Origin of the sequence: Mycobacterium gordonae, from assembly GCF_001417955.2 — a bacterium.
GTDB lineage: Bacteria > Actinomycetota > Actinomycetes > Mycobacteriales > Mycobacteriaceae > Mycobacterium > Mycobacterium gordonae_B.
On record NZ_LKTM01000354.1, the window covers coordinates 19690 to 32757 of the forward strand.

At 67.1% G+C, this 13068-nt stretch carries 14 protein-coding genes and 3 pseudogenes; 14 read left to right on the forward strand and 3 right to left on the reverse strand.

Features of this window, described 5'->3' with window-relative positions; genetic code table 11:
* Positions 1–59: 59 nt before the first annotated feature.
* The 8 genes and pseudogenes from AO501_RS27665 to AO501_RS40850 all read left to right on the forward strand — a co-directional run.
* Positions 60–1256 (forward strand): PPE family protein, encoded by a 1197-nt coding sequence (locus AO501_RS27665; RefSeq protein WP_055580766.1) that lies wholly within the window; start codon positions 60–62, stop codon positions 1254–1256.
* A gap of 418 nt (positions 1257–1674) precedes the next feature.
* A complete protein-coding gene (locus AO501_RS27670; protein WP_055580767.1) occupies positions 1675–2286 on the forward strand; it encodes an RNA polymerase sigma factor in 612 nt (203 codons plus the stop codon).
* Positions 2283–3233, forward strand: coding sequence for a hypothetical protein (locus AO501_RS27675; RefSeq protein ID WP_055580768.1), 951 nt, complete (start codon positions 2283–2285; stop codon positions 3231–3233). Before AO501_RS27670 ends, AO501_RS27675 begins: the two co-directional genes overlap by 4 nt.
* The gene (locus AO501_RS27680; protein WP_055580769.1) at positions 3230–4990 is read left to right on the forward strand and encodes an AAA family ATPase; all 1761 of its coding nucleotides are present in this window, start codon (positions 3230–3232) and stop codon (positions 4988–4990) included. Before AO501_RS27675 ends, AO501_RS27680 begins: the two co-directional genes overlap by 4 nt.
* A gap of 104 nt (positions 4991–5094) precedes the next feature.
* Complete coding sequence (locus AO501_RS37465; protein WP_055580770.1) at positions 5095–5412, forward strand: hypothetical protein; 318 nt, start codon at positions 5095–5097, stop codon at positions 5410–5412.
* A gap of 7 nt (positions 5413–5419) precedes the next feature.
* Positions 5420–5827, forward strand: a complete 408-nt coding sequence (locus tag AO501_RS27690; RefSeq protein ID WP_055580771.1) for an E2/UBC family protein — start codon at positions 5420–5422, stop codon at positions 5825–5827.
* A gap of 4 nt (positions 5828–5831) precedes the next feature.
* The gene (locus tag AO501_RS38470) at positions 5832–7148 is read left to right on the forward strand and encodes a ThiF family adenylyltransferase (RefSeq protein ID WP_063892933.1); all 1317 of its coding nucleotides are present in this window, start codon (positions 5832–5834) and stop codon (positions 7146–7148) included.
* Between the two features lie 239 nt (positions 7149–7387).
* A pseudogene (locus AO501_RS40850) lies at positions 7388–7551 on the forward strand (alcohol dehydrogenase); the annotation flags it as partial.
* Between the two features lie 66 nt (positions 7552–7617).
* Here the strand turns inward: AO501_RS40850 and AO501_RS27700 are convergent.
* On the reverse strand, positions 7618–7812 hold the full coding sequence (locus AO501_RS27700; protein ID WP_055580772.1) for a hypothetical protein: 195 nt from the start codon (positions 7810–7812) through the stop codon (positions 7618–7620).
* A gap of 843 nt (positions 7813–8655) precedes the next feature.
* Between AO501_RS27700 and AO501_RS27705 the strand changes: the two are divergent.
* From AO501_RS27705 to AO501_RS27730, 6 genes and pseudogenes are all read left to right on the forward strand, one after another.
* A pseudogene (locus tag AO501_RS27705) lies at positions 8656–9225 on the forward strand (ATPase, T2SS/T4P/T4SS family); the annotation flags it as partial.
* On the forward strand, positions 9222–10025 hold the full coding sequence (locus AO501_RS27710) for a type II secretion system F family protein (RefSeq protein ID WP_055580773.1): 804 nt from the start codon (positions 9222–9224) through the stop codon (positions 10023–10025). The pseudogene AO501_RS27705 and the gene AO501_RS27710, both read left to right, overlap by 4 nt.
* Positions 10022–10606, forward strand: coding sequence for a type II secretion system F family protein (locus AO501_RS27715; protein WP_055580774.1), 585 nt, complete (start codon positions 10022–10024; stop codon positions 10604–10606). Before AO501_RS27710 ends, AO501_RS27715 begins: the two co-directional genes overlap by 4 nt.
* A 15-nt stretch (positions 10607–10621) precedes the next feature.
* The gene (locus tag AO501_RS27720; RefSeq protein WP_055580775.1) at positions 10622–10822 is read left to right on the forward strand and encodes a DUF4244 domain-containing protein; all 201 of its coding nucleotides are present in this window, start codon (positions 10622–10624) and stop codon (positions 10820–10822) included.
* Between the two features lie 35 nt (positions 10823–10857).
* Positions 10858–11145 carry a TadE family type IV pilus minor pilin gene (locus AO501_RS27725; protein WP_082658880.1) on the forward strand — a complete coding sequence of 96 codons (288 nt, stop codon included), beginning with the start codon at positions 10858–10860 and terminating at the stop codon, positions 11143–11145.
* A gap of 16 nt (positions 11146–11161) precedes the next feature.
* Entirely contained in the window at positions 11162–11467 is a 306-nt protein-coding gene (locus tag AO501_RS27730) for an Rv3654c family TadE-like protein (RefSeq protein ID WP_055580776.1), read from the forward strand.
* 50 nt (positions 11468–11517) lie between these two features.
* On the opposite strand, the gene AO501_RS27735 is transcribed toward AO501_RS27730, so the two are convergent.
* The gene (locus AO501_RS27735; RefSeq protein ID WP_055580777.1) at positions 11518–12537 is read right to left on the reverse strand and encodes a PAS domain-containing protein; all 1020 of its coding nucleotides are present in this window, start codon (positions 12535–12537) and stop codon (positions 11518–11520) included.
* A gap of 139 nt (positions 12538–12676) precedes the next feature.
* A pseudogene (locus tag AO501_RS38475) lies at positions 12677–13068 on the reverse strand (hypothetical protein); the annotation flags it as partial.

Consider the following 13068-nt stretch of genomic DNA (forward strand, 5'->3'; position numbering starts at 1 on the left):
GCCGGATCACCCCGCCGCACAGAGGCTTTGCCAAATCGACAACAGATGGGAACAGTGACATGGATTTTGGGGCACTACCTCCGGAGATCAACTCCGGACTCCTCTACACCGGGCCCGGGCCGGCACCGATGCTGGCCGCCGCATCGACGTGGAACAACCTGGCCGCCGAACTGGCCACCACCGCGTCCTCCTACGAGGCGGTCATGGCCGAACTCACCGAAAGCGAATGGCGAGGCCCGGCGTCGGCGTCGATGGCCGCCGCCGTCACGCCCTACCTGGGGTGGATGAACGCCACCGCCGCCGCCGCTCAATACGCCGCCGCCCAGGCCACCGCCGCCGCAGCCGCCTACGAGACGGCCTTCGCCGTCACCGTGCCCCCACCGGAGATCGCCGCCAACCGAGCCCTGCTGGCCGCACTGGTCGCCACCAACATCGTCGGCCAGAACACCCCCGCGATCGCGGCCACCGAAGCCCACTACGGCGAAATGTGGGCCCAGGACGCCGCCGCCATGTACGGCTACGCCGGCACCGCGGCCAGCGCAGCCACCCTGAACCCGCTGACCACACCCGCACCGACCACCAACCCCGCCGGGCTGGCCGGCCAAGCCGCCGCCAGTGCCGAGGCCAGCACCGCACCCGGCCTGCAAGGGCTGATCGCCGACCTGCCCAGCGCGCTGCAAGGCCTGGAAAACCCGTTCGGTACCGGGATCTACGGACCAGGGCTGGTGGGTCACACCCTGGATTTCGTCAACGCGACCCAAGACATCGGTATATGGAACGGAACCCAGACCATCACCGCACAGATCGGCAGCATCGGGGCGTGGAACATGTTCGGCGGCATCTCCGCCGGCGCCCAACTCGCCGCCGCCAGTGCCGAACCCGCCGCAGCAACACTTAGCAGCGCCGACAGCGCCGCCCCCAGCAGCGTGCCGGGAGCCGTCCTCGTCGGCTCCGGAACACCAGCAACCCCGGCAGGCCCAAGCGGCCTACCCCAAACATCGGTGCTGGCCGGCATGGGCGACGCAGCCTCGGCCGGCCGGTTATCGGTACCAGCCAGTTGGTCAACAGCCACCCCAGCACCAACCACCGGCACGCTCACCGGCGCCGGCTGGACCGCCACCCCAGAAGCCGACCCGACCACCACAACGGTTCCCACGACGATGCCGGCGACAACCGGACGGCCAGGCTACGGCTTCGGCACACCACGCTACGGCGTCAAGCCCACCGTGATGCCCAAACCAGCCGGAGTCGGATAACGGCCAGCAAGAACCACGCTGCCCCAGGCTGATTGAGAGCAACGTGGGCCCCCGATATGCATTGGGCGGCAATTGATTGTGCGTTTCGCAACCAGACGCGCAAGTTTGCGTGGCAGCAACGGCACAGTCTGCGCTTCTGCGTCGAAACCTGTTCGAGGACAGAAGGCATGGCTTTCCTACCTTCATGGTGCAAAACTCCGCCGAATACAGGGCAACGGCGCTGACAGCCGCTTTGAGACAACCCCCGGATTCGGGTCGTGTCGGGCCTTCAGCGGTCTGACCGATCTCGTATGCATGCGTCCGACGGTGAGTACACAACCGCGGTGATACCGCGGCGGACCGGCTCCGGACAGACGAGGTGAGAAAATTGTCCGCCGAAGGGGGGTGCGGTCGAGGCGATGCGTTCGACGTCTAAGTGATGGCCCCCGACATTGATGCCTCCGAGCGGGAACCCGAAGCCCGTCGGGCAGCGCGCGCGCGACGCACTGCCCTCTACGAGTCTGTCAAAGACCCTATACATCACGCGGCCCGTCGGGGAATCCACGCCATCACCGCATGCACGCCCAACGAAGACGACGTCGTCGAGGTCGCCTACGACGCGTTCTGCGAATTCGAGAAGAAGAACCGCGACGAGCTGAGTTCGCCGCAGGGCATGGCGTATCAAATTGCGTTTCAACGGGGCCGCGACCGAGGGCGAAAGATAATTCGCCATCGGGAGCAGATCGACCTGCTCTGCAAGGAGCCGACGCTGCAGGGCGAGCTGGAATTCCGCGAGGTGGATGCCCAACTCGCCCAGCGGCGCGACGAGATGGCCCGCACGGCGATCGAATGCTTGGCGGCGCTGCCAGCAGATCAGCAATCAGTCGTGACCGCCACAGTGATGGAGTCGATGAGCTTGTCAGATTGGGCCCTGCGCGAAGGCAAGTCACATCAGGCGGCCAGTCGACAACGCGGGCGGGCGCTGGAGTCGCTGCGGCGCTGCGTAGACCGTCAGCGACGGGGCCAACAGGACGGGAAGGAGCAGAAATGAGTGACAACCACGATTTCGACGCCCAGATCGACGACGTCGTCGAACGCTATCTGCAGTTCCTGCGGGGCCAGGGTCCCGAACCCGACCTCGCGCCCCTGACGCCACCGCAACGCCGGGTCGTGCGGAATCGTCTGGACATCGTCGATGCACTGGCCGATCGCGGTCCGGCGGTGCCGCCGCTGCACCAGGATCCCGTAGCGATGCGGTTGGGCTTGGTACCCGATACTCGCCCAAGCCCGGGATCGGGAGGCGCGGATCCCACGGGCAGTCAGGCGCCCGAACCCACGGCGGCGCCCGACCCGATACGCCACGTTCTCGAAGAACTGGAAGCCGCTTTCGGCGGCGATGTGTGTGTCGACTGGTCCCCTCAGTGGGCACCCGTGATGACCAGGGCGGCGGTCCCGCTGGCGCAGTGCAGTGCGCTGGGCCAGAACATGGCCCTGTTCCTCACCGATGAGACCGACTGGGCGAACGAGCCGGTCCAGCTGGCGTCATTTCTCCTCCACAACCCCGCCATGTCGGCCGTGGCGCTGGTAACGCGGGATGCCACGCGTGCGGCGATCTTCAGCGCCGCGGCGTGCAACCTGTCCATCGATCCCGTGCGTGGCTGGTTGGAGCCGGGCGCATTCGTGGTGACCGACAGCTTCGATCTCATCCTGAGGCACTACTTCGAGCAACGGCTTCCACGCTGGGATCGCGTGGCAGGCCTGACCGAGATCCTCGAAAGTGGTGACATCACCGCCGGCGCGCTGGAGTTGGTCACCGAAGAGATCGCCGCCGAACTGCGGACGCGACCGAGACTGGAATATAAGCGACGGGCACTGGAAGTCTTGGAGACCTTGGACCCGGCCGCTCTCTCGGCATTGATCGTGGCCGTGCAGGCAGGAACGCTGAGCGACATCGCTCTGGTGGACCAAGCGTCGGCGTTGGCGGAGACGACACCGTGATCCGCAGCATCGGCCTGCGGCATTGGCGCGCCTACGATCATCTGGATTTGACCCTGACCCACCCGGTGACGTTCGTGGTGGCACCCAACGGCGTCGGAAAGTCCTCCCTGGTCGAGGCCGTCCGTTGGGGATTGCTCGGCACCCCACCCGATCGGGGCCGCGGGCGTGCGGTGCGCGGCGGACACGACGAGGCCACGGTGACGCTGGTGGTGTCACTGCCCGACCGTGGTGACGTCGAGGTCACCCGTACCTTGCGGCGCAGCGGGACTGCCACATTCGCGGCCAGCATCGGCAGGCGCTCCCTGACCGAAGCCGACTACGACGCCACGTTGAGGGAGTCGTGGACCGCGCAGACGGCCCTGCTCGACGCCGTCATCTTCGGGCCCGCCACAACCGGAAAGATCACGGGCTTCCCGATCCGCGATCACCTAGCTGCGGTCTTCGGGGTGCAACCACTGCTTCAGTCCGCAGAACGCCTGAAGTCACGCCGCGCAGTAATCGGTAACGAGATCAAGTCATTGCGCGCAGACCTCAGCGGCACAGCCGACGAGATCGCGGCTGCCGCCCAGCGGGTCGCGGAACTGGAAACCGATGAACGCACTGCCCGGCGGGAACGGGAGGAAGCCTTCGCGAAAGTGAGCGATCACGACGCCGCCGCGGCCCACGCGCTTGCGTGGAAACAATATCGCGACCTGGCGCAGACCTACCGCACGCGAACGCAGCACCTGCTTACCGAGATGAGCGGTGCCCTCACCGACTTGGGGGACGACCCCGTCTCCTCGCTGGCCTCGCGCCACCACCGGGTGGCGGCCGGTGTGGAGGAAAGCGTCGCCGCCGCCAGTGAGGCTGAAATCCGACTGGCCCGATCAGCGAGCGCCGCCGAGCTCCTGGCTGATAATGCTGGACGCTGCCCGACATGTCTACGTCCCTTGTCCGAGCACGAGCGCCAGACCGCGTTGGATGCCCACGGCCGCGACGGTGGCGGCGCACGCGAAAAGATCACCGCGCTTCGCGAACAGACCACGCGCCTACGCCGCGAACTCGCCCTCATAGCCCGCTTCAGCAGCGAGATCTCCCGCCTCGTCGCCCCCGTCGAACCCAAACACCCCGATCCCGGTCCCGATGCTCTCGACGTGCTCCGCGAGTCCCGCGCACACGCCGACGCCATGGCCCAGGTGCACGGCGGGGCGCTGGCCCGGGTCGACGCCGCGCGCCGTGAGCTCGAGCAGCTCCAGACCGCCGCCGCCGACCAGGTCAACCTGGTGCGCCTCGCCCGAGAGGACGTGGTGCTCGACGTGGCTCAACGCAGCGTCACCCGAGTCGCCGACCGATACCTCGTCGAACGCGTCACACCACTGGCCACTGAGATCGCCCATCGCTGGAAACTGCTCTTCGGCGCGGATGGACTACACCTGCGTCCCGACGGGCAGCTGCGAGTAGGCCACGCCGAGATCGATTTGGAGCTGCCTGACCTCAGCGGCGGCGAACGGGCCACCGCACTCCTCGTGGCCCGCCTGGTGCTGGCCGCCTCCGCGACGCGGGCGTCGTGCCTGTGGCTCGACGAACCGCTCGAACACCTCGACCCGGTCCGCCGCGCCGGCGTCGCCGCCACTCTGGTCCGCGCCGCGCAGACCAAGTCCGTAGAACAAATCCTCATCACGACCTACGAGGGGGAGTTGGCGCAGCGGCTGGCGGTCAGTGCCCCCGAAACCGTCAAGCTGACCTACGTCCGGTCCGCCGACGGCGATCTGGTCTGACAGGCCCGAAAGTCGTTGCGACCCTTGGGGGGTGCGAAACGGCGGGTCCGCGCGACTAGAAGGTGAAGGGCTCGAAAGGCGGGTCCTCTTCACCAGGAGGCCACATGGCACCGCTGAGCACCACCTCACACGATACGACCGCCGCCGACCCGCAGGTCCGCCCACCCGACGGGCCGCCCGCCCCTCATCCCCAGGATGTCCCGCACCCGGTGTTTGCCTTCGACCTCGACGAGATCACCTATGAGTGCGGCCACCCCACCGTCACAGGCGCGGAGGTGATGGCTGCAGGCGGTATTCCGTTGACCGAAGGCATCATTCGGGTCCTGCCCGACGGCTCCCGTGAGGCCGTCGCCCCCGATACCGTCGTGCCTCTGGGCACGGGGGCACAGTTCAAGCGCCGCCCACGGTTCAAGCGCGGGTGAGCCCACCGTGACGCTTACGCAGAACTTGCGGGTACGCCTGGAGCAGGAGCAGCCACTCCTGCTCCGGGCCTACCCAACGGCCCGGATCAATTTCGAGACGCTCGTGGTGGTTCTTCCCGACTACCCGCTGCCCACCGGATGGTCGCACATCGCCACCGACGTCTTATTCGCGATTCCGCCGAATTACCCTGTGGGACAACCGGACAACGTCTGCGCCCGCCCGGATCTGACATTGCAGGGCGGCGGCGCACCTGGAAACAACCAAGGACTCCAAGTGCACGACGGGCGGCAATGGCTGCAGTTCTCCTACCACCTCGAGCCCGGCGACTGGCATCCCAGCGCCGACCCCGCAACGGGCAGCAACTTGGCTGAATACCTGGCCGGCGCCCTCACCCGATTCCACGAAACGAGCTGATCTGATGAGCACATTGAAATTCACCCACGGCCCGCACTGGGACCGCATCCAGGACCACCTGACCTCCGGCAACGGGGAACGATTCGCATTCGCCTTCACCCGGCCGCTGCAAGAGAGCATCAACGGCCCAGTACTCGAGGTCCTCGACGTCGCACTGATCCCCGACCACGATGTTGAATTCGACGGCTCGGGCTGGTGCCTCAGCGCCAGCGCCCTGGACCGGGTGCACAACCAGGCGCTGAGATCCCACACAGGTCTGGCCGAGTTCCACAACCACCGCTTCGGGCCACCGCGCTTCTCGGTAACCGACGAGGATGCCCTGACACCGATGGCCTCCTACGTGGTGGATCTGTTGCCCGGTCGGCCCTACGTCGCGGGAGTCTGGGCGCAGAACCAGTTGCACGCCGAATGGTGGCGCCGCAACGGCGACGGCGGCCTCACACGGGGGACGCTGGACGCGGTAACGGCCACCGGTGATCAGATGCGGGTGCTGAACGCCGCGCCAGTCGCTGAAGACCGCATCAGCCGTCAGATTCCCCTGCTCGGCCACGCCGGCCAAGGGACCGTCGCGGGCCTGCGCGTCGCGGTCGTTGGCGGGGGAGGGACCGGCTCGCAGGTCCTGCTCAACATGGCATATCTGGGCTTCCGGAGCATCCTCGTCCTCGACGACGACACCGTCGAGCCGACCAACCTCAACAGATTGGTGACCGCCGACGCCGACGACGTCGGCCTCGCCAAAACCGAAGTTGCCCGGCAACGCCTGCACGCGATCGATCCGCGCATCGCGGTCACTGCACTGCCAGGACTCACCGTCGATGGCGAGCACCCCGAATTGTCCGAGGTGGACCTGATCATCGGCTGCCTCGACCACGACGGGCCACGCCACCGGCTCAACCAGATCGCCATCGACACCGCAACCCCCTACCTCGACATCGCCACCGGGGTCGACGATCGCAGCACACCCCCGGCGGTTGGAGGAAGGGTAATCTTCCTGCGCCCCGGAGGCCCGTGCCTAATGTGTCTGGGCGAACTCGACACCGCCGAAGTCAGCCGGTGGGCCAAGCCACCCGTCCAACAGCGCTTAGACCGCGAACACGGATACGGCTCCGGAGCCCCGGCCCCGTCCGTCGTGCACCTCAACGCCCTCACCGCCAGCGCGGCCATCACCGAGTTGGTGGCCTGGATCTCGGGGAGTCGAGCACCGGCGGACTGGCTGGACATTGATCTGCAGGGAGCAGCTAGCCGACCGGGCACCCAGATCGGACCCCGACGCATTCCTCCGGCCGATGCCAACTGCGTCGCCTGTAGCCGACGAACCTAATCGCGACCGCCGCGCCGCCAGTGTTGAGTGGTGTTGCCCCACAGGCAAATCGTGCCCCTCGCCATAGTCACACGATCCGCCACGACGATGAGACTGCTGGCCGCGTACATGAGGCTCTGTCGCGCTTCGGTTCTGCGACGTCGACCAGAGCGCGGCCGGCCATCTTCGACCTGCAGAGAGACCAGATCCTCTCTCACCCTTGAGACGTCACGAAGATTGCGGCCCGCACCACAATTGTGCGCGCGGGCATCACACTGTATTCACCACTGCGACAATGGAACACCGGCAATAGACCCGCGTCGCGGTCATCGGCCTCGGCAGACTTGGCCACATGCCCATCCAACTCGGCAACGCCCTCGGAGCCGAAATCACCTTTATGCAACGATCATTGAAGAAAATGGACGTGCGCCAGGTCGCTTCAAAAGGGAGGGACCGAACCCGGCCCCTCCCTTTCCGTGACGCTGAACCCTTAGCCGCTTGCGCGCCGGAGGAATTCGCCACGGACCGCGTCGGCGAGCTCGTTCGCCAAATGATCGCGCGAATCGGAGTCCTCCAGGTGGCTCGGGTGGACCCCCTGAATTTGCGCCTCAGCAACTATCGCGACGGTAGAATGGCCGCTTTCTTCGGTGATGGTGACTTTCACCGGGATTTCGCTCAGCGACATGACTTTCCTTTCGTCGTCGGGAGTATCGCTGAACTCGACGCTACCCCGTCTGGGGAGGGGAAATGCGGTGGTTTTAGGCCAGCAAATGGCTTACTCGTCCGCTCAAGAGTTGGGCCTTCTACTGTTTTCTCAGACCCATTTTTACATTGGGCTCAACGGAGATCCATAGATATTTCTTAGAGTGCATCGCAAAACCCCTGGACGAGCACATAAAGCAGGTTCTGCCTACCATATGATCCAAATCACACAAATTTTAAGCCAGCAAACGCCGCTTTCGGAGTCGCCGGCCGCGTTGATCAGCGTCGGATGCTCGACGCCGACTGCTTCGGCCGGGCGTCGATCGCCGTGTGGCGGATCGTCTCAACCGTAGCCGCGGCGCAGCGGGCCACCCATTCTGGAAGCTCCCTGACCCGGGTCGCGGACATGCCGCCCTCGCGGTATCGCACTGCCATGGAACAGGCGTTCCAGCAATTATCCTCAGGTAGCTGGGCAGTTGATAATCCTGGCCATTCCAGAAGTCGCCATTGTGAACCCTGCTTGACTCAATCAATAGCCGGTCGCTCTGACCCGGACGTTATCTTGAGTCGATCGGTCCGCGACCGAAGCTCTACTTCACGGTCGAGCGGAGCGTTGCGGAGTCTCATATGGATGTTGCGTCAGTATTTGTGTCGTCATTAGTAGTGCGGTCGTTGCCAGTAGCCCAAGCCTGTGGCCCGGAAGAGCGGTCGGGGTCGACCGAGTAAGCCTCCCCTGCAGCGTGCGCCGTGCCGTACCCTCCGCTGGCACTCCAGCATTGATGCGGGCTCCGCGACTTGAGACATCTTGACGTCCGTACACAATCTTGGCAAGACCACGTTGCTTGCGGCGATCCTGGGCGCCGTCTCGCCGAGCGAGCGGATCATATGCGTCGAGGACGCCGCCGAGCTTGCCCCGCAACATCCCCATCTGGTCAAACTCGTCGCGAAATGCGCCAACGTCGAGGGCGCCGGCGAGGTCACGGTGCGCCAGCTCGTTCGCCAGGCGTTGCGGATGCGTCCCGACCGTCTCGTCGTCGGAGAAGTGCGGGGAGCCGAGGTGGTCGACCTGTTGGCCGCGCTCAACACGGGGCACGAAGGGGGAGCCGGCACCGTGCACGCCAACAGCCCGGGCGAGGTTCCGGCCCGGCTGGAGGCGCTGGGCGCACTCGGGGGGCTCGACCGCGGCGCGCTGCACAGCCAGCTCGCGGCCGCGGTTCAGGTGCTGCTGCACATGACCCGGGACCGGACCGGACGGCGACGACTGGGCGAGATCGCGCTGCTGCATCGATCCGAGAGCGGGCTGGTCCGGGCGATCACAGCGTGGCACGCGGACCGCGGCAGCGGGGATGCCGCCGCAGAGTTGGATGCGGCCCTTCGGACCCGGATTCCGGCGTGACGGGGCTGCAACTTTCAGCGCTGCTGTTGTCGTTGGCGCTGCTGGTGTCATCGGCGTCGCCGCGAGCCCGACTGGTTTCCGTGTTGCCGGCGGGCCGGCGAATTGTGGTCGGCCCGCGGACCGTCGGCTGGTGCTGCGGCGGCGTCTGCGCGGCGGCGGCTTTCGTGCTGCCGTGGACGACCGTCCTGTCGGGCGCTTTGGTGAGCGCCGTCGCCGGCCTCCGTTATCGGCGCCGCATCCAAGGTCGGCGCGGCGCCGAAGAAGGTCGGTCGCTGGAAGCGGCTCTCGACGTGCTGGTCGGTGAGCTGAGAGTGGGCGTCCATCCGGTCCATGCGTTCGACGTTGCCGCCGCGGAGACCACCGGTGCGGTGTCGGCGGGGATGCGGGTGGTCGCGGCGCGGGCCCGGTTGGGCGCCGACGTCGTGGCTGGACTGCGTGCCGCGGCGGAATCATCGGCGCAGCCGCAACACTGGGAGCGCCTTGCGGCGTGCTGGCAGCTGGCCAACGACCACGGTCTGGCGATCGCCACGCTGATGCGCGCTGCCCAGCGCGATATTGTTGAGCGACAACGGTTCTCGGCGGTAGTCGGGTCGGGTTTGGCCGGTGCCCGCGCTACTGCCGCCATCCTGGCAGGGTTGCCGCTGTTGGGTTTGTTGCTCGGCCAGCTGATCGGCGCCCGGCCGGTGCGGTTCCTGTTCGGTGGCCACGCGGGCGGATGCTTTCTGATGGCGGGCGTGACGCTGACCTGCGTTGGATTGTGGTGGTCGGACCGCATCGCCGATCGTGCGGCCGTGGCATGAGTGTCGCGGCGGTACTGCTGGCCGTTGCACTGCTGGCCGGCGCAGGCCCGTCGGTGGTACGCGCTCGTGCTGGGCTGCGGTCGAGGTCGTTTCGCCCACCTGCGGAGGCTCAGCGTGGCCCGGACCCGCTGGGGATGGCTTCGAGCCTGGACGTGCTTGCGGTGTGCCTGCTGGCGGGCATGGCTGTCGCGACGGCCGCGTCGGCGACCGCGGCCTCCGCGCCGCCGCGGCTGGCATCGGTGTTGCGGCGCGCCGCCGATTTGCTGGCGCTGGGTGCCGACTCGTCTATTGCGTGGTCGACGCCGACGGGTCTGAGCCCCGCCGACGGGCAACTCGACAGCCTGTTGCGGCTGGCACGGCGGTCGTCGACTTCGGGCGCCGCTCTCGCCGATGGCGTTGCCGAGCTCGCGGTGCAGTCTCGTCACGACGCAGCGGCCGCGGCCGCTGCGGCCGCCGAGCGCGCCGGGGTGCTGATCGCCGGTCCGCTGGGTCTGTGTTTTCTGCCGGCTTTCGTGTGCCTCGGCATCGTTCCGGTGGTGGCCGGGTTGGCCGGCGATGTTCTGCAGTCGGGGTTGATATGAGGAAGGAATATCTTGATGCGCAACACGTTTCGGGTGATCGCGGCGCGGCTGACGATGCTGGCGAGCGACGAGTCCGGCATGTCTACGGTCGAGTACGCCATCGGCACGATCGCGGCCGCGGCGTTCGGGGCGATCCTGTACACGGCCGTAACCGGCGACTCGGTTGTGTCCGCGCTCAACCACATCATCGGTCGTGCGCTGAGCACCAAGGTCTAGCCGGCAGTGCGGGTTCCAGCACCGTCGAGGCGGCCTTGGCGATCTCTGCCCTGGTGGTGGTGCTCGTGCTGTGCCTGGCCGGGCTCACCGCGGTGTCGATGCAGGTGCGCTGTATCGACGCGGCACGTGAAGCGGCCCGCTTGGCGGCGCGCGGTGACCACCGCAACGCCGTGGCAGTGGCGCGACAAATGGCGCCAACGGGTGCGCAGGTTCGGCTGGAACATCAAGGTGGTTATCTGGTCGCTACCGTCGTGGCGCGGTCAAAGCTGTTGCCTGCGCTGGATATCGCTGCCAGAGCGGTATCGGCGGAGGAGCCGGGATGATCGCGGCTCGGTCACGGTGGTCGCCGTTGCCGCGGTCGCTGTATTGCTGTTCGTCACGGCCGCGGGGGTCTACCTCGGGTCGGTGGTGGCGGCGCGTCATCGGGCGCAGGCGGCGGCCGACCTCGGTGCCCTGGCCGGGGCCGCCGCGCTGCCGCAAGGGGTTTCGGTGGCCTGCGCGCGCGCGGCGTCGGTCGTCCGCCAGATGCGGGTTCGCGATGTGGAGTGCACGGTGCAAGACCTCGACGTGGTCGTGAGCGTCGAAGTGGCCGTGCCTGCGGTGGGCGCCGCGCGGGCCGCTGCGCGGGCGGGACCGGTGCGCTGACCGAGCGCCGCAGTTCAGTCCGGCGCATGGTCGGCCACGATGCCGGTCGTCTAGTCCGTCGAAAATCCCGCCGCAGCCACTTCTTCCTCCGTCGGCAACCGCAGTGAGATGAGCCCGGCGAAGGTTTCGGGTTCCAGTTCCACCCTGTTGACGGTGACGTGTACCGGCACCCACTCGGTGTCATTGCCCGGCAGCCGAAGTACACGACTGGTCGCGCCGTCGGCGAATTCCTGTGTCATCGAGCGCAATACAGCTTCGTCATCAGGATGGACGCGCTGCTTGCCCTCATTGCCGCGCCAGTCGTAGAACGAGCACGGCTCGTCCAGCCATTTCAGCAACGTCCAGTTCTTGAGGTCGACGAGCGCGCGATGCACGCCCGCCTGCGCCAGGCCGTTGAGTATCCGCTGGGCCAGGTCGTCGGCGACGACCGGCGGGCCTTTGCGTTCTGCGCGCCAGTTCATCGCGCGGGCCACCAAGTGGTCACGGCCGTCGGGTCCCGGCTCCAGCGCGCTGCGGGCGGTGAAGCCGATGCGGATGGGATTTCCCTCCCAGTCCGTGAGATCCCAAGTACTGCACAGTGTTTGGCCCGGCTCGGCCTTTACCGCCATGGCCAGGACTTTGGTTTCGTTGGGGTTGAGCTCCCGGGATGGCAGGTCCTCGGCGAAGGCTCTGCCGTAGGTGACCTCGGCCTCGGCGTTCTTACCACTGTTAGCCAGTGACTCCGGCGTATCGGTGGCCACTCCGCACGTCAGGTCCCACTTCAACGGGCCCACCACGGGTCGCTCAGGCGGTTCCTCGTCGATCGGTCCGGTCCACACGTGCACGCCGTGCATGCGGCCGTCCGACATCATCACCGGTTCGGTGCGGATGACCCGGTCGCTCTTGGGGGTGATGCTGGTCAGCGCCTGTCCGGTCTGCACCGACTCGGCAATAGCCGTCTTGACGGCCGCAAGATTGGGGCTGCGGCGCAGAAAGTTGGTGATCGGTACGAGGTTCTTGAGTTGCCGTCCCTGCGCTACGACGGCGGGTTCGTCCCCCAGCGTCTCCACGAGCAACCAGTCGTGGCTCATAGGGTGCAGCTTAGGCGATCGCGTGTCGCCTCGTTGACAGGGCGGGGTGTGGTAGGCGGCACCTTCGCTTCGGTTGCGCGGATGCGAATTGCTGCGGAATCTCGTTGCAGTCAAGGCAGATACAGCAGGTTGTCCTCGGTTACTGCCCATCGACCCCGGTCTGCCCGAGCAGCTGACCACCGGCGCCACCGAGTCCACCGGCCCCCGCCGACGCTGGGCCGAAACCACCGTTGCCGCCATTACCGCCGTTGCCGATCAGCCCGGCGTTGCCGCCGTTACCGCCGTGGTAGCCGACAAAACCGATGGTCGGCACGTTGCCACCGGCACCCCCGTTGCCGCCGTTGCCGATCAGCCCCGCGTTGCCACCGTTGCCCCCCGGGCCGCCGCCGGTCTGGTTGCCGTCACCGCTGGCGCCGCCTGCTCCACCGTTTCCGTACAGCGTTCCCGCATTGCCGCCGTCGCCCCCGGCGCCGCCGAACAGGCCCACCCCTCCGGCGCCGGCGGTGACGGCAACCAGACCGGCGGCGGCCC